This window comes from Halopiger aswanensis (genome assembly GCF_003610195.1).
Taxonomy (GTDB): Archaea; Halobacteriota; Halobacteria; order Halobacteriales; family Natrialbaceae; genus Halopiger; species Halopiger aswanensis.
In genome coordinates this window covers 748,434-766,699 of record NZ_RAPO01000002.1, presented here as the reverse complement: position 1 = coordinate 766,699, position 18,266 = coordinate 748,434, and the positions used below count along the sequence as shown (strand labels likewise).

Here is an 18,266-nt window from a genome sequence, read left to right as displayed (position 1 = left end):
CGTAGTTTTGCCGTCCCCCGCTCGTGCGAAGCGGTTGCCATCCTTCGGAAGCAGCCGCGATCACGGAGCACGGCGTGGCGGCCGCTTTACGACCGATCGATATCGTCGCCGGTCGAAACGACGTCCGCGTCCGACGGGCCACCGGCGTCGAATTCGGCGACGAACGCGTCGAGTCGGTCCGGGTCGTCCGCACCCGGAAGGCGACGGTCGGCCGTCACACAGGGGTCGTCGACGCCCAGCCGTTCGCAGACCAGATCGGCCGTCGCCTCGGCCATCGCTCGGTAGGTCGTCAGTTTCCCGCCGACGATCGAGGTCATGTTCGCGACGTCGTCCGCGCCGTGGTCGAGCAGGAAAAAGCCCCGCGAGATGCCCCGCGACTCGCGGGTCGCCTCGTCGGGCGCGTAGAGCGGACGGACGCCCCACCACGTGCGAACGTCCGCAGCGTTCGCGACCGGCGGGAGCATCCGCCCGCACTCCTCGCGGACTCGCTCGAGTTCCCAGTCGGCCGTCTCGTACTCGTCAGGGTCGTCCACGTCGACGCTCGTCGTTCCGAGCACGACCTCGTCCTCGTGGGGGACGACGATATCCCCGTCCGTGGGCTCGCGACAGCGGTTGAGCACCGGCATCGTCGCGGGCTCGAGGGCGTCGTCTCGAACCGAGACCATGACGCCGCGGTTGGGTTGCATCTCGACGTCGACGTCCGCCATGGCGGCGACGCGGCCCGCCCACGCGCCGGCGGCGTTGACGACGAAATCCGCCTCGACGGTATCGTCGACCCGCCCGCCGAGGGTCGCCGTGGCGATCCGGTCGCCCTCGAGGTGCATCTCCTCTACGGGCGCGTGCGTGAAGATACGCGCGCCGTGCTCGCGGGCGTCCGCGGCGTTCGCGGCGACGAGCCGCGAGGGATAGATCACGGCGTCGGGAACCGATAGCGCCCGCTCCACGTTTGGCGAGAGAGCCGGCACCTCGGCCCGGGCGTCGTCGCCCTCGAGTTCCCTCGTCGGAATCCCGACCTCCTCGCAGGCGTCGCGTTTCGCCGCGAAGTAGTCCGGATCGTCGCCCTCGAGTTGAACGAACAGCCCGCCGGTGTCGCGGACGCACGCGCCGGCGATTTCACCCAGAACCTCGCGTTCTTGGATGCATTCCTCCGCACCGGCCGGATCGCTCTCGGCGTACCGCGCGCCGCTGTGACAGAGCCCGTGCGAGCGACTCGAGGTGCCCGCCGAGAGGCCGCCGCGATCGACGAGCGTAACGTCGAGTCCCCGTAGCGCGAGGTCGCGTGCCGTTCCCGCACCCGTCGCCCCGCCGCCGACGACGAGGACGTCGGTTTGGATCGTCATAGCAGTGCCAGGTGCTCGAGGGGGAAACGTCTGGTCCCAACGTGTTCGGTCTCGCGATCGTATTCCCGACCCTTAGTCGCGCTACTCAGTTGCTGCGCCGCTCGAGGCTCGCTGTACCATAAGCCACCTGAAAACACCGATGCACGAGAACCAGCGATCGGTCAGCGATCAGTCAGCGATCGAATCGGTCGGTGGACGCGACCGAGACGGCTACCGCAGCGGATTGAGCGAGTCGAAATCCAGATACTCCGTGCCGAGCTGGGCCAGCAGCGGCAGGTCGCCGAGGTTGAGCAGTTTCGCGATCGCGAAGACGTTACCCTTGTTCGCCTGCGCCAGCGTGTCCTCGTCGAACCGATTGAGATCCCGCATGAACTGGTCGTACCGCTCGTTGTCGGCGAGGTAGAGCAGCCGGGTCATCCACAGCCGCTTTTGCATGTTCGGCGCGACCTCGCGGTGCCACAGCGTCTCGTACACCTCGAGGTTCTCGGCGGTCGGCTCGAGGTTCCCGTGCTTGAGACAGCTATCGGCCGAGGCGGCGGCCATCCGACCCGACTGCATGCACTTGTTGATCCCCTCGCCCCAGAGGGGGTCGACCGTCGGCACGGTGTCGCCGATGGCCATGAACCGGTCGGTGTGCATCTTGCCGGGCATCTGGATGTGGGCCGAGCCGCGGTGTTGCTTCCCTTCGATGCGCTCGGCGTCGGCAAAGCGCGGGTCGGTGTCGAGCCAGTGCTGGAGGTAGTCGTCGATGCTCTTGCTGTCCTCGCCGTACTGCTGGTAGCGCTCGTTCTGGATGTAACAGAGGCCGACCTTGGCGGTGTCGCCGCCGGTGTGGAAGATCCACGAGTAGCCGCCGGGCGCGATGTCGTGGTCCAGCCGCAGCATCATCGCGTCGCGGAGATCCGCGAAGCCGGGACGGTTAACGTCGATCCCCTCGAGTTCGTACTCGATGCCGATCGCGTGGTTCTTCCGCTCTAAGTTGCTGACGCCGAGTTTCTTCGAGATCGGCGCAGCGGGACCGGTCGCGTCGATGACGATCTCGCCGTAAACTTCCTCGTCGCCGTTGTAGGTGACGCCGACGATCTCGCCGTTCTCCATGATCGGCGCGGTGGCTCGCGAGTCGAATCGGTACTCGGCACCCTTCTCGCGGCCGTCCTCGACGAGGTAGCGCTTGAAGTCCGCGAACTCGAGGACGGCGCCGGGCTGTTCGGAGGCGTAGTACTCGTGGGGTGATTCCAGCACCACGCTGTCGGTGTACTGCATCACGACGTCGTCCGGAATCCCGAAGGAGGCCATCATCGACGGGAAGGTCCCGGCCGTCGACTTGTTGCTCTGGCGTGGGAACTCGTCCTCGGATTCGGTCTCGAGGACGACGACGTCGTAGTCCCTCGCGGCGAGATCCCGCGCACACTGCGCTCCTGCGGGACCGGCGCCGGCAATCACCACGTCGTAGCGATCGTTCATGTAATCGTGATTTGCTCGGATCCTAATGAGTTTGTCCAGTTGTCCTTCCGTACCATATTTCTTATATGTCCGTGATGCCCGGTCAGAATCCGGTTTCGAGGCCGGTTTCTCGGGTTTACTATTGGTAACTGACGGACCGGAGCTACTTCTGTGTTGGCGGGGTGATGGCCGGGAATCCGCGCTCGAGGAGACCGTTCAACCGCCGGATCGGACGCGTGATCGCGGCGACGGAACCGGCCTATCGGTCCGCGGTCACTCGTCGGGACCGCGTATCTTTTTGGCGCGCTCGCGAAAAGACCCGATATGGTCGACGTCCTCGACAACAAGCGGGCCGCGACGCGGTTTCGGATCCTCGTCCAGATCGCCGAGCGCCAGCCCGCGGTTAGCCAGGGTGAGATCGCCGAGGAAGTCGGCGTGACGAGTCAGGCCGTCAGCGAGTACATCCGCGAACTCGTCGACGACGGCCTCGTGGAGAAGGAAGGGCGGTCGCGCTACCGCGTTACCAGAGAGGGCGTCGACTGGCTCTTCCGCGCCGCCGACGACGTCCGTCGGTTCGCGGACCACGTCACGGGCGACGTCCTCGGCGCGATGAGCGAGGACGCCTACATCGCCACTGAGGAGATCGAGGAGGGCGAAACCGTCTCGCTGTTCGTAGAGGACGGGCTGCTCCACGCCGAACCCGGGAGCGAGGGGCCTGCAACCGGGATCGCGACCACCGATGCCGAGGCCGGCACCGACGTCGGCGTCACGAGCTTCGAGGGGGTCATGGATCTCGAGCCCGGCTCCGTGACGGTCCTGCAGGTCCCCAGCGTTCGGACCGGGGGCAGCCGCGCGATCGCGGACGAGACCGTCAGCGAAGCCTGCGCGGACGCGGATCAGGTCGTCGCCACCGGCATCGAAGCCATCGTCGCGTGCCGGCAGGCCGACATCGAACCGGCCGTCACGTTCGCCGTCGGCGAGGTCGCCGCCGACGCCGCGGAACACGGCCTCGAGGTGACCGTCGTCGCGACCACCCACGCCGTCGGCCGCGTTACGGACGCGCTGCGGGACGCCGACGTCTCGTACGAGGTTCTCGAGGGGTAGACGGGACGAACGACTACGGATCGAACTGAACTGCGCGAAAAGCCGAGACGACTGTTCTTGGATGCCGATGGCGAGCCAGTCCGTCACCCGCTTGCCGCCGGCGAGATGAGCGGCGATTACCCGATGTACCGCAGATCGTCGTCGGTCGGCATCTGCTGTTGTTGCTGTTGCTGTTCCATTTCCTGGATCTTGCCCATGACTTCCTCCATCTCGTCGGCCCGTTCGTCCAGCGTCTCGTAGTCGAGTTCGAACCCGAGCAGGTCCTCGAGCACCTCGAGCACCGCGCGGGCGCTCTTGGGGTCGACGAGGTAGCCGCTGGTCTCGCCCATCAGGCAACTCGCTTCGAACCCGCGGCGTTCGCCGAGTCCGAGCAGGAGTCCGGAGACGCCGATGATCCCGCCCGCGGGCTCGTCCTCGCGGAACTCGACGCCGGCGTCCTCGAGGGCCTCGCGCAGCGACTCGTCGTTGACGGCACCGACGACGGCGTACTCCTCGATGAGTTCGCCCGTCGGGACGCCGCCCAGCGCGTACGCCTCGCTGGCGCCGAACTCCTCGGCGATGTCGAGGAAGGCGCTGGTCAGCACGTAGTGACCCGCGTTGGTCTGGGCCTGGTGATCGCCGGTCAGTAAGAGCAGATCACGCCCGTCAGCCACTGAGACCGCGTAGATCTCGGCACAGGTCAACTCGGCGACGCCGTCTTCGACGCTCACCTGCGGCGGGAACTCCTGGGAATAGACCCGGCGCACGAGGGTACTCTCGCCTTCGAGTTCCTCGAGCAGGTGGTCGACCGCGAGCTTTCCGACGTGGCCGACGCCCGGCAGCCCCTCGACGAGGACGGGGTCGTCCAGTTCGACGTCGTCGACTGCGTCGATCTCGAGTTCGTCCATACCCGAATCAGCGATTGCGACGCTTAAGAGACCGTCGGTACTCGCCGTAGGGGTCTTCGGGGTCGAACGGCGCCGGCGCGCTGTTTTCGGCGTCGGCACCGCACTCGGGACATTCGGTAGAAAGGGTATACACCGGGCGGTCGTGTCGCTCGCGCCACGCCGAACACACCCGGATGTCGGATTTCATGGGTCGTCGGTAGTCGTTATTCGTCGTCGGTGCGGCGCTCGCGGTGGTACTCGCCCGAGCCGTTGTGGGCTTCGATGGCGGCGATCGCGCGCTGGGCGCTCTCCTCGAGCTGCGATTCCGCGGTCTTGTAGTTGGGCGCCTGCACCTCGATCCGGTACTCGGGTGCGCCGACGTAGCTCACGTCGAGGTCGACCTCGTCGGGGACCTCGCCGTTGCCTTCGGCTGCCTCGAGCGCCTCGCGGATGCCGTCGACGCCGCTGGGCGAGGGGTTCTCGAGGTCGACGTAGCCGGTGACGTTGACGTACGGCACCGAGACATTCTCGCGGGCGGTCTCGACGATCGCATCGAGTTCGTCGGCCGAGAGGTCGGTATTCTCGAGGGCCTCGTCGCCGTGGATCGCGGCCTGCTTGAAGCCGTTGTAGAGGCTCCCGTGGGCCCCGATCAGTTCGTTCGCGATCGCGGTGTAGGTCTCGTCGTCGGCGTCCTCACCGAGCGCGAGTTCCATCCAGTTGTCGGCCTTCTGCTCGTTTTTCCACTGCTGGATCTTCTCGGAGCGCTGGTGATCGTTGACGTCTTTCAGCGAGAGGTCGATCTGCTGGGACTCCTCGTCGACGTCTAACACCTTACAGACGACGATCTGGCCCTCGCGGACGTGGTCGCGGACGTTCTTGATCCACCCCGAGGCGACCTCGGAGATGTGGATCAGGCCGCGCTTGTCCTCGTACTCCTCGAGATCGACGAAGACCCCGAAGTCCTCGATCTCGTCGATCTTCCCGACGACGAGTTCGCCGGTGTCGGGCCAGCCGCTGAACTTCATCGTGACTCGACGGTCTCGATGATCTCGTGTTCGATCTCGGCTTTGCCGCCGGTCGGTCGCGCCAGCGTCGTCCCACAGACTGCGCAGGCGACCTCCGTGGAGGCCTTGCCGAAGACGGTCTGTTCGTTCTCGCAGTCACTGCATCGTACCTGGTAGAAGCTTCCTGCCATAGTAATCACTCCTGGAACTCGAGTCGGCCGGCGCGCCATCCCTCGCGGAGGTGGGCCTTGCCACACTCGCTGCAGCGGTACTTGAGGTCGGTCTTCTTGGTCGGCTTCTCGCCGGCCGGAACCTTCGAGAAGCGACCGGAGTTACCGATGCTCGAGGAGTTGCGCTTGGTTCGGCGAGCGTCCCACTTCATGCCGGAGGAACGGCCGGAGCGGGCCTTCTCGACTTCGTGCTCGTGGTGTTCGTTACAGTGCGGGCAGTACGTATTGAATCGGCGTGGCATCTGCATGGTTATCTCACTTGCTGTGGGCTAAGACATGGCTGTTTAAAACCCGTTTGGTTCGCCCTCGGCGGGATCGGGATGTGTTCGCAGCCCCGGCTGTCGAACGACAATGCTCAGCCGGTAGCCGTGTTCGAAGCGTTTAATCGTCTTTCCTGCGAACGCTGCCGTATGAAGCAGCTCATCATCCACGGGGACCCGGGGATTCGAAAAGGGGCCATCGTCGAGTACGACGGGGAGGAAGTGGTCTGTTTCGGCATCAACCGCAACGGCGAGTGGCACGGGCCGGACAAGGTCCAGCTCTGGTGTACCGTCGGCGACCAATCCGAGTACGAGGACTACGAGAAGCGCAACTTCGTTCCCCACTTCCTCGACGTCGACCGCGTCGACGCCGAAGACGTTGACGTCGTGCGCGCGAAGGGCGATCTCGCGCTGTAGTTACGACGTGACCGCTACCCGCGCGATCCGTCTCCGTTTCCGACCCGTCGCCGGCGTCCGCTTCCAGTACGCTTTTGCCCCGTCCCGGTCCACGCTCGGTCAGACACGAATGCGCCGCGCAGTGGGGTTCGAGTTCTTGGCAGGTGGCCCCGAGACGCGGCCACACAGCGGTGGATGGGACCGTCGCGGTTCTCGTCTCCGTCTACCTCTCTCCCGCGCTTTTCGACTCAGGTTTCAGGCATCACATTCACCATCGTCGACGCCGTTACGTCCACTCTCGCAGGAGCAAACCGATGCTTGATTCGGTACTCGAGGCGTGTCGGATGCGACTCCGGGCGTTGCTGTCGACCGCCCGATTCAGCCTGTTCGCAGGCGTCGGGTTCGTCGGCGCTGCCGTCGATATCCTCACTCTCTTTCTGCTGGTCGAACTGACACCGCTCGGCCCCAGCCCGGCGAAGGTCCTCTCGTGGGAACTCTCGATTGTCGTCATCTTCGTCATCAACGAGTGGTGGACCTTCGCGAACTACGGCGGGATGGGGCCTCGAGCGATCGGCAAGCGATTTCTCCGCTCGAACGCGGTTCGGTTCGCCGGCTTCCTCGTGACCTTAGGCGTGCTCGCGGGACTGGTTCGCTGGTTCGGCGTCTGGTATCTCGCGGCGAACGCGATCGGACTGGCCGTCGGCTTCTTCGTCAACTACACCTGTGAGAGTCTTTACACGTGGCGCGTCCACCGGGACTAACGGTAGAAACCCCCATACGGCACCCGAATCACAACCCTTAACTAATTCACCCGGTTACGAAGAAGTAGCGGGATGGGATAGCCAGGAGATTCCGGCGGGCTCATAACCCGCAGATCGGTAGTTCAAATCTACCTCCCGCTACTTTTCAACGCGAACAATACCGAGGAGCAAAGCGACGAGCGTCGTGAGCGGCGAACATAGCTAAGTAGACCCGGGTTTCACAAATTCAGTGACGAACATCGAATAGTATCGGTGCGAGCCAATTTTCACACCCACGTCGTCGTGACTCCACGGCCGACGGGGACCTCGAGAACTGTGTACCGTATCAGAGACCGGCGAGCATCACTCGAATGCAGTGATGCTCGAGCATGCAGAGACCATAGTCGGCAATTAAACCAAGCGCGTGCGCTCGCGCGCGACTACGTATTGGCGTGTGGCGGTGAGATCAGCGGCTCGTACTCCTCGTGTTCGAACGTCCCGAGGATCGTCCCGTCGATCGTTCTGACGTGGGTGTAGAGGACGCCCTCGTCCTCCGCGGACGTGACCATGCCGTCGGCGAAGGTCATGTCGTACCGGCTGGCGATCAGGATCGAGCGGTCGTCGTCCGGATCGATGAGCTCCGTCACGACGAACATGAAGCCGTCGATCATGGTGCCGTAGGCCAGATACTCGGTGTACTCGTCGCTGTCGTAGGCGTCGGTGAACTTCTCCGCGTAGTTGTTGGGGACGACGTGGAAGAGGCCGAACGTATCCTCCTCGCCCATGTCGCGGCTCACGGTGTCGGTGTGGGCGGCCATGATGGTGACGACGTCCCAGCCGTCGTCGCGGCGCTCCTCGGCGATCGCTTCCATGTCCTCGAGAGTTTGCTTCCAGGCTTCGCTCTGTACGCCCTCCGGATCGTGCTGTCGTCGATCTCGCGGATCGGCGGGGCTGTCGTGGGGCATAGTCTACGGTCTGGGAGAGCAGCGGTTAACAAGTTTCGGAGCGCTGCGACCGTCGGTGACTGCGTCGGCGCCGACGAAACCGCCTCCCGGGTGCCACCCGGATCAGGCGATCCCGAAGACGGTCTCGAGCAGGAACGACAGCAGCAAAATCAGGAGGCTACCGACGAGTACCTTTCCCGGCGGCGTCAGCCGGTGCTCGGGGGCCGGCGGCTGGATCCAGCGGACGGGCGGCAGCGACTGCACGAACGTCTGAAAGCGCGTCGACGGGAGCCGGTCTCCGACCGCGCCGCCGTGCGAACGAGAGGCGGTCGCGGATCTGGTGTCAGGACCTGATCCGGGCCCGAAACGAGAACTGGAGCCCGAGTCGACCTCCGCCGGAGAGGACGGCCACAGTCGGACCGTTGCGTACGCGAGGAGAAGCCAGCCGACGACGAAGAGCAACTCTTTGGCGCGGACGGCGCCGCCGCCGGTCGCGAACCCGAGGGCGAAACAGCCGGCGCCGACGATTGCCGTGAGCGCGAACGCATACGTGAGCGCGTCCGCCCAGACACGGAGTCGGCGTCGGAACTGCACGCGCTCGAGCGATGACATCGTCACCGGTGGCGCTGATCGAGGACGTCGTCGGGCGAGCGGTAGTCCTCGTCGTCGTGGCGGTGACAGAGGCTCTTGCGCTCGCTATCACTGGATGGCTGGTGGTACGACGGGGTCTGTGCCTCGCAGACGCTGCCGAACTCCTCGTGGAACACGGCGAGGGCTTCGTCCTCGTCGTAGTTACGCACGTGGGTTGCGATCTCGTCCAGAACGGACTGGACCTTCGACGGGACCTCGACGTCGCCGAACAGTTCGTCGTAGATTTCGTCGACCGTGCCGAACCGGGTGCTCCGTCCCATTGCGGCGCGGAGGCGCTCGCGGACCGAGCGATCCGCGCGCTGGCGCTCGTGGAGCGTGCTGCGGAGCGTGTTCAGCCGGGTCCACAGTTCGTCGTCGAGGTCGCGGTACTCTTCGGGACGAATGCGGGCCGGACAGCGCGTGCTGAACGGACAGCCCGACGGCGGATAGCGGGGGTTCGGCGGCGTCCCGTGGAGGGTAATTCGCTCTCGAGTGCTCGTCGGGTCGGGTTCGGGAATCGCCGACAGCAGCGAGTGGGTGTACGGATTCGACGGGTTCGCGAACAGTTCCTCCGTCGGTCCGATCTCCATGATGTTTCCGAGGTACATCACCGCGACCCGATCGCAGATGTGCCGGACGACCGAGAGGTCGTGGGCGATAAACAGGTACGTCAGCCCGAACTCCTCCTGAAGATCTTCGAGCAGGTTGATGATCTCGGCCTGCACCGAGACGTCCAGCGCCGAGACCGGCTCGTCGAGGACGACGAAATCCGGCTCGAGCGCCAGCGTGCGGGCGATGCTGATCCGCTGGCGCTGCCCCCCGGAGAACTGGTGAGGGTAGCGGTAGTAGTGTTCGCGCTGGAGGCCGACCGTCGCGAGCAGTTCCTTGACCCGCTGGCGTCGTTCACGCGGCGTCTCCCACTCGTGAACGTCAAGCGGTTCGCGGACGATCTCGCCGACCGTCATCCGGTCGTTGAGACTCGAGTGAGGATCCTGGAACACCATCTGGGCGTTGCGGCGCCACTCGTGAAGCTCGTCGCCGTCGAGTTCCGTGATGTCGACGCCGTCGAACGCGACGGTGCCGTCGGTCGCCTCCTCGAGCTGGAGGAGCGTTCGACCGAGCGTCGTCTTTCCACAGCCGGATTCGCCGACGAGGCCGAGCGTCTCGCCGCGACGGATGTCGAAGCTGACGCCGTCGACGGCCTTGACTGGCGTCCCGCCGAAGAGACCACCGTTGTCGTAGTAGGTTTTCAGGTCCCGGACCTCGATCATCGCGTCGTCGTTTCCGGACGGTACGTCGGCGTCTGGTTGGATAGCTTGCTGGCTCATTCGGAGCTCCCTCCGGATCGGTTCTCGTTTCGCCGTCGGTGTTCGGCGACCGCTGCCGTCTTCGATTGCTGTTCAGGGTAGAGCAGACAGGCTGCGGTGTGGTCGGGTGCATCGTCGTCAACCGGGACGTGCTCGGGATGGACCGCCTCACACTCGCCGAAGGCCTTGGGACACCGCGGCGCGAACCGACAGTAGGTCGCAGGTTCGTTCGGCGTCGGGACGTTCCCTTCGATGGTCTGGAGGCGATCGCCGTCCTGTTGTCCCGGAATCGACTGCAACAGCCCCTGCGTGTAGGGGTGTTTCGGGTTCGCGAACAGGTCTTCAACGTCGGCTCGCTCGACGACCTCGCCGGCGTACATGACGTTGACGCGGTCGCTGATCTCCGCGATGACGCCCATGTCGTGAGTGATGAACATCATCGCGAGATCGCGCTCGTCCTGGATTTCCGTGAGCAGGTCGAGAATCTGGGCCTGAATCGTCACGTCGAGGGCGGTCGTCGGCTCGTCGCAGATCAGCACTTCCGGCTCGCAGGCCAGTGCCATCGCGATGACGGCCCGCTGGCGCATCCCGCCGGAGAACTGGTGGGGATACTCGTCGACCCGCCGCCGGGCGTCGGGGATCCCGACGTCCTCGAGCAGTTGGATCGCTTCCTGGGTCGCTTCCTCGCCGCGCAGCCCCTGATGCAGTCGGAGCGCTTCCTTGATCTGGTTGCCGACCGTGTAGACGGGGTTGAGGCTCGTCAGCGGATCCTGAAAGACCATCGCGATCCGGCCGCCGCGCATGAGCCGTTGGGACTCGCCGCTGAGACGGGTGAGTTCGACGAAGCCGTCCCTGATATCGCTCGGCGAGTCGGCCGAGCCCTCGGTAACGAACACGCAGGCGTCCGAATCCACGCCGACCTCGTCGCCGTAGCCGGCGGCGACGAAATCCGCCAGCGGAACGTCGGCGGCCCTCTCGTATCCGAGGTCGGCCGGCGTCACGTCGACGCCGCGCCGACCGAACAGGTCGACGGGATCGTACTGGGCGCTCAGTGACTCGAGATCGACCGTTCGGTCGGGGAACCGCTCGGCGTACTCCTGGACCGTCTCGAGGTGGCTAAAGCGAATACTACTGCCCTCGAGGACTCGGCCGGGTGAGTCGACGAGACCCATGATCGATCGGGCGGTGACGCTCTTCCCCGAACCGCTCTCGCCGACGATCCCGACGGTTTCGCCGGGGCGGATGTCGAACGAGACGTTGTCGACGGCACGGATGGTCTCCTTGTCGGTGAAGAAGGCCGTCTGGAGATTGCGGACCTCGATGATCGGCTCGGTCTCGGCAGCCGTCTCATCGGGAGTTGTTTCCAGCGACATTATCCACCACCTCCGGCAGCCGCGGCACCGGCATCGTCGGCGCCGTCACCGCCGGTATCGGCTTCGGGGTCGATTGCGTCGCGGAGGCCGTCACCGAGCGCGTTGAACGCGGTTACGACGAGGACGATCATCAGGCCGGGGATGGTCGCGACGTGCCACGAGGCCGTCGAGAGGTACGCCCGACCGTCGCTGATGAGCCGCCCCCATTCGGGCGTCGGCGCTTCGATACCTAGTCCGAGGAACGACAGCGCCGCCGTAGAGATGATGATACCGCCGAGCAGCAGAGAGCCGTAGATCATGATATAGCCCGCAATATACGGGGCCATGTGTTTACGCATTGTGTTCGCGGGCGACTGCCCGTAACTGCGTGCAGCGTCGACCCACTCCTCTTCGACGACCTGTAACGACGGGCCGCGGATCGTCCGCCACATCCCCGGCCAGTAGGCGAACGCGAAGATCAGGCCGAGGAGGATCCCGCCGTCGAGCGGTTCCGCGATCGGGTGCCCCCCGTCTTGGAAGATCACGGAGAGCATCATGACCAGCAGGAACGCCGGAATCGAGATGATCGTGTCGCTGGTGATCACCGTCAGCACGTCGACGAGTCCCTTGTAGTAGGCGGTCAGCAGCGACATGACCACGGCGATTAGCCCGCCGAGCCCGATCGAGAGTAAGCCGATCACGAGCGACGTCTGTGCGCCGTAGGCGATGTGTGTCAACATGTTCTGTCCGCTCGGCGTCGTTCCGAGCGGTGCCCAGCGGCCGTAGTCGTCGTAACTCAACAGTCCGATATTGTTCTGCCCGTCCGAGACGCTGTTGAGATTCGCCTGTCCGGGCGTGATCGTACTGACGTCGCCGCTGTCGTCGAGGTACTGTATCTCGTACGCGTAGGGCGTGTAGATGTTCTGTTCCGCCGTAACCGTACTGACGGCCGGCGCCCACAGCGCCGTCACGATAAACAGGAACACGACGACGAAGCCGAATATCCCCCAGAGGTGGTTGCTGAATCGGTTCAGCGTGTCGTCGCGCGGGGTCCAGTCCGCCTGTCGGTAGTTCTCGCGGAAGACGTTGTAGCCCTTCCAGAGCCAGGCTAACATGGCGAGCGCGTAGCCGTAGACCAGGAGCACGCGAATACCCCACGCGACGGCCGGCGAGAGGCCGAGGAACGTGCCCTCCCAGCCGCCGTCCGGCGTCTGATACCCCTGATTCGGAATGACCTCACGGCTGGTCAGCGTCGGAATCGAGGAAAGCGCGTTGAACACGCCGTCGATCGCACCGTTGACCATCCCGCCGACCGGTGTAAACGCCATTAGCACGACGAGGACTGCAAGGACGACGGTCAGGACGACGCGCTCGAGATAGAGCAGCGTTCGCTCTGGCAGGTCGGGATCGAATCGGCCGGTCACCTGCCAGGGAAGGACGTTCGTGAGGACCACGGCGACGCCAAACAGGATGAGCAGCGAGACGCCGTCGGAGACGAAGTAGCCGACGATCGGCGTCGTCGCTGCGCCGATGGAGCCGCCGATCCAGTCCGGTAGCAGCCGGACCAGGTCGATCACGTACTTGATCGCGTCGATCAGGCTGTAGGTCCAACTCATGTACCGGCCGAACTCGAGGGCGATCAGTACGGCGAACCCGGCCAGCCAGCCGAGCGCCGGCCGCGGGTTCGCGTCGATGCGTTCACGGAGCACCGTGTCGTCGGGCTCCGGTTCGGTCGTGGTAGCTGAATCCAGTGTACTCATCGTTCGTACCCCACTCGTGGATCGATGATCGTGTACAGGAAGTCCTGCAGGACGTTCAGGAAGATGATGATCAACGTGAAGATGAACAACAGCGCGCCCGCCAGCGGCAGGTCACCCTGTACCGATGCGAGGAAGAAGATCCTGCCGAGGCCGTTGATGTTGAAGATCGATTCGACGATGACGGAGCCGCCGATCAACAGCGTCGCCTCGTTGGTAATGACCGGCACCAGCGGGATCAGTGCGTTCCTGAAGACGTGTTTCCAGACGATGACGCGGTTCGTCAGCCCCTTCGCCTTGGCCGTCTCGACGTAGTTCGAGTTGATCGTCTCGAGGATGGCCGTACGGCCGATGCGGAGTTCGGCTGCCATCGAGGCGGAGCCGAGGACCAGCGCCGGCGGGAGGATGAACTTGATATCGGTCGCGAGCGCCCCCCAGTCGATGCCGGTCACGAGCGGGACCGCCGCCGCGCCGAGATCGACCCAGTTGACCGAGAAGAACGCCAGATCGGGCGTTCCCGTGATGCTACCGAGCTCCGGACCGAACGTGTACCAGTCGAAGCCGAACCAGCCGCCGTCCATCGTCTGGCGCAGGAGCGCCAGCAGGATGATACTCAACCAGAAGTTGGGCATCGCCTGCCAGAGGATCCCGCCGACGGAGGCCAGATAATCGCTCCGGCTGTTCGGATTCAGCCCGGCGTAGAAGCCAAGCGGGATGCCGATGAACAGCGGGAGCAGGATCGCCCAAAAGCCGAGCCAGAGGGTCGGCGGGGCCGCGAACGCGAGAATGGACGTTACTTCCCAGTCCCCGTAGATGACCCAGGACTGTCCCAGATCGAGCGTCAGGAAGTCCGTGACGAAGTCGAGGTACTGTTCCCAGAGGGGATCGTTCAATCCGAGTCGCTCGCGCATCCGTTGGGCCTCGGCGCCGGACGCTTCCGGACCCAGCCGCGCAGCGACGGGATCGACCGGTCCCATCCGGAGCAGTGCAAAGACGAACGTAAGCACTAGAAAGAGGACCGGGATCGATAACAGGAGCCGCTTGATAAAGTATCGCCACCGACTCATGGGTTCTGTACTATGATTCGGTGGGTATTCTGCGAGCTAACTTGCATACGTACACAATGGTTGACTTTACTATCCGCACGTAAATATTGCGTTTTCACCTTCCGAAGAAGAGAAATTGCGACCGGGAATCGATCCGCTGTTAGGCCTTGTTAGGCCTCGGTACGCCTCGTTATGCCTCCTCGTCCAGATTAACCTGCCAGTCGAGGTAGTAGCCGGTCGCCTCGTTCGGCATGCGGGACGTGTCGGTGTTCTTCGGCTCGAAGCCGAAGTGACCGTACGCCGGGTCCGGCCAGCTCCAGATCCAGCCGAGCGAGTACATTTCGAGGTCGCCGTCCTCGCCGCGGTCCTGCAGCGTCGAGAACTGCGTCGACTGGTTCTGGATGTCGACGCCGAGGTCGGCGAGCTTCTGGCGGATGATCTCGGCCATCTCGGCGTATTCGGGGCCGGATTCGTAGGTCGAGGCCGTCAGCTCGAACGGATCGTCCGCGGTGAAGCCGGCCTCTTCGAGGACCTGCTGGGCGCTCTCGATGTCGGTTTCGTTGACGCCGTACTGCCACTCGTCGACCCACTGATCGTAGCCGTCCTGACCGGTCGGCCACATGCGCGGCGGCGTGAAGCTGAACGCTTCGAATCCGCGTTGCTTGAGGACGTCCTCGAGGAACTCCTGGTGGTCCGTCACGTACGCGATAGCCTGTCGGACGGGGCGCGGAACGTTGCTGACGTTGAAGGCGAAGTAGTACGTGCCCAGTTCGGGGACCCCGAGGTAGTTGACGGTTTCGTCGTTCTCGAGCGGGCCGTACGTACCGACCTCTCGGCCCATGTCGTCTTCCTCGGCGTCGATCAGGCTCGGGTCGTACTGCGGGGTCGGAACCTGACTGTCGCGGAAGATGTCCGCGTTCCCCTCCATGATGTAGGTGAAGATGGATTCGGGGTCCTCGTTGATCTCCCAGTGGATCGACTCGAGGTTCGCGGTGCTGCCGTGGTAGTCGTCGAAGCGGACGACGCGCATCTCCTCGCCGGGGTTGAACTCGTCGAACTGGAAGGGACCGGTCCCGTTGGCCATCCCCGTCGCGAACTCGTTGTGGTCGACCTCGCCGTCGTAGCCCTCGATGTCGCCGACGATTCCTTCGGGGACGACCGCGAACGCGGTGTAGGTGAGAATGTCCAGTGCCGCCGGCTGCGGCGTGGTAAGGGACAGTTCGACCGTTCGGTCGTCGACCGCTTCGACGCCGATGGAGTCGGGGGCGATGCCGCCGTCCTCGGTTTCCTCGTGCTCGAGGCCGAGACCGAGCGGCGTGTCCACGAGGAAGTTCGAGCGTTCGCTGTACTCGGATTCCGCGAGACGACGGAACGAGTAGACGACGTCGTCGGCCGTCAGATCCTCGCCGCCGTGGAACGTCACGTCTTCCTTGAGCGTGAACGTCCAGGTGAGCCCGTCCTCGGAAGTCTCGAACGACTCGACGAGCTTGTTTTCGATCTCGTTGACCCCGTTCGGGTAGTGAACGAGGGTCTCGTACATCTGGTTGATGACCTCGCTGGACGCCGTGTCGGTCGACATGATCGGGTCCAGCTCGTCGAAGGAAGAGGTGACCAGATTCAGTTCCGTATCGCCTTCGATCTGCGTCTCGTTGTGCGTCTGCTGGTGGGGACCCAGCGCACCCACCCGCGGGACGTCGACGCGGTCGTACCAGAACATTTCGCCCTTGCTGTGATACAGCGGGAGCATGACCATGTCGTCCCGAACGGCCTCTTCGATCTCGACGTAGGCCTGCGTGCGAGCTTCCTCGCCGTCGGGGCCCGCGTTCTCTTGGACGGTCTCCCAGGCGGCCTGCGCCTTGTCAGCGTGTTCGCTGACTTCGTAGTCGTTGCCGCCACCGTTGCCGTTACCATTACCGCTGGAGTTGCCGTTTCCGTTTCCGTCGCCGTTCCCGTCGCCTTCGAGGAGGGCCGAACAGCCGGCGAGTCCGGCCGTTGCGCTCCCACCCAGGAGAGCGAGCATTTGACGTCGCGATTTTCCAGCACCCTTCCGATTCGAACTATCGGACATAGCAATGCCTTAGTCAAACCTACGATATAAACTTAACGTCAGCCGTTAAGATCACGAGCGTTGATCCCATCACAATTTCGGAAAACGAATAAGTAGTTTATTCTGATATGGACGTGTAACTGTGCTATTTATTCCGGTCGTTCCAAACGACGTCTTCTCGGCGTGGATGGCCCGGCGCCCCGCATACGACGGGCTGACTACCCCGATCCCTATTGCTCACAATCTGGCCGGGTTCCGTCGTCGGAGTCGACCACTGTAGCCGGTCCGATGCCGTCGCTCGCCGCGATTGAATCGACCGGGTCCGATCAGTCGTCGCCCGATTCGTCGACGATCACGACCTCGCCGTCGACGACGTCGACGTTGATCAGCGTCTTCACGTCGTAGCCGGCGTCGTCGACCTTGTTCTCGCCGCCGACCTTCTTGATGACTGCGACCGTGTCGATGACCTCGGCGCCGATCTCGTCGAGCGCGTCCAGCACCGCCGCGAGCGTGCCGCCGGTCGAGAGCACGTCGTCGAGCACGAGCACGCGCTCGCCCTCGCGCACGTCGTTGATGTACATCTCGTTCTCCGAGTAACCGGTCTGCTGGGAGATCGCGACCTCGTCCGCGAGGCCGTACTGTCGCTTCCGGATCACGGTCAGCGGGATGTCGGTCATCAGGGAGACGGCCGTCGAGATGTGAATCCCCATCGCCGCGGGCGTGACGATCCGGTCGACGTTCTCGAGTTCGGCCTTTCGGATGATTCGGATGACGATCTCCCGCAGGAGCGTCGGATCGAGCTTCGGGACGCCGTCGCTGATCGGGTGAACGAAGTAGTGATAGCCGTTCTTCTCGATGATCGGCGCCTCGAGGAGCGACTGTTTGAGTTGATCCATGTCGTCGGTCGGTCGGTAGCGGAGTAAAAGTTGACGATCCGTCGGAACGCGTCGAATGCGAACGCTCGACACGCGACGCGAAGCCGGGTTCCGTCGCGGTTTCGGTTCGGATCCGACCTGCTGACGACGAGTGTGGCCGCCTATCGGGCCAACGGCACAGTCAGTCGTCAGCTCGGTAACTGAGTTCCGGCGGCTGCTCGCTCGCGCCGAGTCGCATGTTTCGCTCGTAGTAGATCTGTGCGATCGCGGTTACCGTTACTGTCACGGCGATCACGCCGGCCCACGTCAGTCCCGACAGCACCGTCAGCGGGTAGATCTCGAGCCAGAGTGCGGCGACCAGCGCGCAACTGATCGCGCCCAACGAGAGGTACAGTTCCCGCCACGCGAACTCGTGGCCGGGGACGATCTCGAGGTAGACGCTGATGTCCCGGGTCCGGTCGGTCGATTCGATGACGCCCCGATCCGAATCGAACGTGAGGATATCGGCTTTGTCCATCTTCGGGAGATGGGTCTGCTGGAGCGTCGTATACACGCGCTTTCGTTGCTCCGGCGTGACCCGATCGGGCGTCGTCTCGTACTCCCAGGCGGCGACCTGCTGGGCGAGGTCGCCGAGTTCGACGGGGCGGCCGTCCTGTTTCAGGAAGTGGAGGACGTAGCGCCGCCGCTGGTTCCGGAGGAGCTCGAAGATTTCGCCCTTCGACAGCGTCGGGGACTCGGTCTCAGTCTCAGTTTCCGGCTCTGTGTCGGCTTCAGTCTCGATCTCGAGTGCGTCGGTCCGTTGGTTCTGTCCCACCACAAATCACCTCTACCGATGGTTCCCGACCCCACAGCACCGTCGTCCACCCCATTAATTCGCAGGTGGAACGCCACCTATATAATTCTCCTGCCCCGGGGTCGTTCGGCG

General features: G+C 64.1%; 19 protein-coding genes and 1 tRNA gene. 4 read left to right on the top strand and 16 right to left on the bottom strand.

Annotated features, from left to right (window positions below):
• Positions 1-86: 86 nt before the first annotated feature.
• Together ATJ93_RS10865 and ATJ93_RS10860 are read right to left on the bottom strand one after the other, a co-directional pair.
• Complete coding sequence (locus ATJ93_RS10865; protein ID WP_120244661.1) at positions 87-1,340, bottom strand: FAD-dependent oxidoreductase; 1,254 nt, start codon at positions 1,338-1,340, stop codon at positions 87-89.
• Between the two features lie 210 nt (positions 1,341-1,550).
• Entirely contained in the window at positions 1,551-2,804 is a 1,254-nt protein-coding gene (locus ATJ93_RS10860; protein WP_120244660.1) for a digeranylgeranylglycerophospholipid reductase, read from the bottom strand.
• A 303-nt stretch (positions 2,805-3,107) separates the two neighbouring features.
• On the opposite strand from ATJ93_RS10860, the gene ATJ93_RS10855 reads away from it, so the two are divergent.
• Complete coding sequence (locus tag ATJ93_RS10855; protein ID WP_120244659.1) at positions 3,108-3,887, top strand: DUF7839 domain-containing protein; 780 nt, start codon at positions 3,108-3,110, stop codon at positions 3,885-3,887.
• A 116-nt stretch (positions 3,888-4,003) separates the two neighbouring features.
• On the opposite strand, the gene ATJ93_RS10850 is transcribed toward ATJ93_RS10855, so the two are convergent.
• Genes ATJ93_RS10850 through ATJ93_RS10830 form a run of 5 tightly spaced genes read right to left on the bottom strand, consistent with a single transcriptional unit; the run spans position 4,004 to position 6,235 of the window.
• Complete coding sequence (locus tag ATJ93_RS10850) at positions 4,004-4,774, bottom strand: proteasome assembly chaperone family protein (protein ID WP_120244658.1); 771 nt, start codon at positions 4,772-4,774, stop codon at positions 4,004-4,006.
• A 7-nt stretch (positions 4,775-4,781) separates the two neighbouring features.
• On the bottom strand, positions 4,782-4,961 hold the full coding sequence (locus ATJ93_RS10845; protein WP_120244657.1) for an RNA-protein complex protein Nop10: 180 nt from the start codon (positions 4,959-4,961) through the stop codon (positions 4,782-4,784).
• Positions 4,962-4,977: 16 nt separating this feature from the next.
• Positions 4,978-5,778 carry a translation initiation factor IF-2 subunit alpha gene (locus ATJ93_RS10840; RefSeq protein WP_120244656.1) on the bottom strand — a complete coding sequence of 267 codons (801 nt, stop codon included), beginning with the start codon at positions 5,776-5,778 and terminating at the stop codon, positions 4,978-4,980.
• On the bottom strand, positions 5,775-5,948 hold the full coding sequence (locus ATJ93_RS10835) for a 30S ribosomal protein S27e (RefSeq protein WP_013881421.1): 174 nt from the start codon (positions 5,946-5,948) through the stop codon (positions 5,775-5,777). The genes ATJ93_RS10840 and ATJ93_RS10835 overlap by 4 nt, the downstream gene beginning before the upstream one ends.
• 5 nt (positions 5,949-5,953) lie before the next feature.
• Positions 5,954-6,235, bottom strand: a complete 282-nt coding sequence (locus tag ATJ93_RS10830; protein ID WP_120244655.1) for a 50S ribosomal protein L44e — start codon at positions 6,233-6,235, stop codon at positions 5,954-5,956.
• A 162-nt stretch (positions 6,236-6,397) separates the two neighbouring features.
• Between ATJ93_RS10830 and ATJ93_RS10825 the strand changes: the two genes are divergently transcribed.
• The 3 genes from ATJ93_RS10825 to ATJ93_RS10815 all read left to right on the top strand — a co-directional run bounded on the left by ATJ93_RS10825 (position 6,398) and on the right by ATJ93_RS10815 (position 7,545).
• On the top strand, positions 6,398-6,664 hold the full coding sequence (locus ATJ93_RS10825) for an HAH_0734 family protein (protein ID WP_120244654.1): 267 nt from the start codon (positions 6,398-6,400) through the stop codon (positions 6,662-6,664).
• 293 nt (positions 6,665-6,957) lie between these two features.
• The gene (locus ATJ93_RS10820) at positions 6,958-7,404 is read left to right on the top strand and encodes a GtrA family protein (RefSeq protein WP_120244653.1); all 447 of its coding nucleotides are present in this window, start codon (positions 6,958-6,960) and stop codon (positions 7,402-7,404) included.
• Between the two features lie 66 nt (positions 7,405-7,470).
• Positions 7,471-7,545, top strand: a tRNA-Met gene (locus ATJ93_RS10815).
• Between the two features lie 278 nt (positions 7,546-7,823).
• Here the strand turns inward: ATJ93_RS10815 and ATJ93_RS10810 are convergent.
• From ATJ93_RS10810 to ATJ93_RS10770, 9 genes are all read right to left on the bottom strand, one after another.
• The gene (locus tag ATJ93_RS10810) at positions 7,824-8,348 is read right to left on the bottom strand and encodes a DUF7529 family protein (protein ID WP_120244652.1); all 525 of its coding nucleotides are present in this window, start codon (positions 8,346-8,348) and stop codon (positions 7,824-7,826) included.
• Between the two features lie 102 nt (positions 8,349-8,450).
• Positions 8,451-8,939 carry a DUF7555 family protein gene (locus tag ATJ93_RS10805; protein WP_120244651.1) on the bottom strand — a complete coding sequence of 163 codons (489 nt, stop codon included), beginning with the start codon at positions 8,937-8,939 and terminating at the stop codon, positions 8,451-8,453.
• A 2-nt stretch (positions 8,940-8,941) separates the two neighbouring features.
• Positions 8,942-10,285 carry an ABC transporter ATP-binding protein gene (locus tag ATJ93_RS10800; RefSeq protein WP_120244650.1) on the bottom strand — a complete coding sequence of 448 codons (1,344 nt, stop codon included), beginning with the start codon at positions 10,283-10,285 and terminating at the stop codon, positions 8,942-8,944.
• Entirely contained in the window at positions 10,282-11,637 is a 1,356-nt protein-coding gene (locus ATJ93_RS10795; RefSeq protein WP_120244649.1) for an ABC transporter ATP-binding protein, read from the bottom strand. The genes ATJ93_RS10800 and ATJ93_RS10795 overlap by 4 nt, the downstream gene beginning before the upstream one ends.
• Positions 11,637-13,376, bottom strand: a complete 1,740-nt coding sequence (locus ATJ93_RS10790) for an ABC transporter permease (RefSeq protein ID WP_120244648.1) — start codon at positions 13,374-13,376, stop codon at positions 11,637-11,639. The genes ATJ93_RS10795 and ATJ93_RS10790 overlap by 1 nt, the downstream gene beginning before the upstream one ends.
• Entirely contained in the window at positions 13,373-14,440 is a 1,068-nt protein-coding gene (locus tag ATJ93_RS10785; protein ID WP_120244647.1) for an ABC transporter permease, read from the bottom strand. Before ATJ93_RS10785 ends, ATJ93_RS10790 begins: the two co-directional genes overlap by 4 nt.
• Positions 14,441-14,609: 169 nt before the next feature.
• Complete coding sequence (locus ATJ93_RS10780) at positions 14,610-16,439, bottom strand: ABC transporter substrate-binding protein (protein WP_120244646.1); 1,830 nt, start codon at positions 16,437-16,439, stop codon at positions 14,610-14,612.
• 353 nt (positions 16,440-16,792) lie between these two features.
• Entirely contained in the window at positions 16,793-17,362 is a 570-nt protein-coding gene (hpt, locus tag ATJ93_RS10775; protein ID WP_013881432.1) for a hypoxanthine/guanine phosphoribosyltransferase, read from the bottom strand.
• 160 nt (positions 17,363-17,522) lie between these two features.
• Positions 17,523-18,122: a DUF7344 domain-containing protein gene (locus ATJ93_RS10770; protein ID WP_120245250.1), complete on the bottom strand. Its 600-nt coding sequence runs from the start codon at positions 18,120-18,122 to the stop codon at positions 17,523-17,525.
• Between the last annotated feature and the right edge of the window lie 144 nt (positions 18,123-18,266).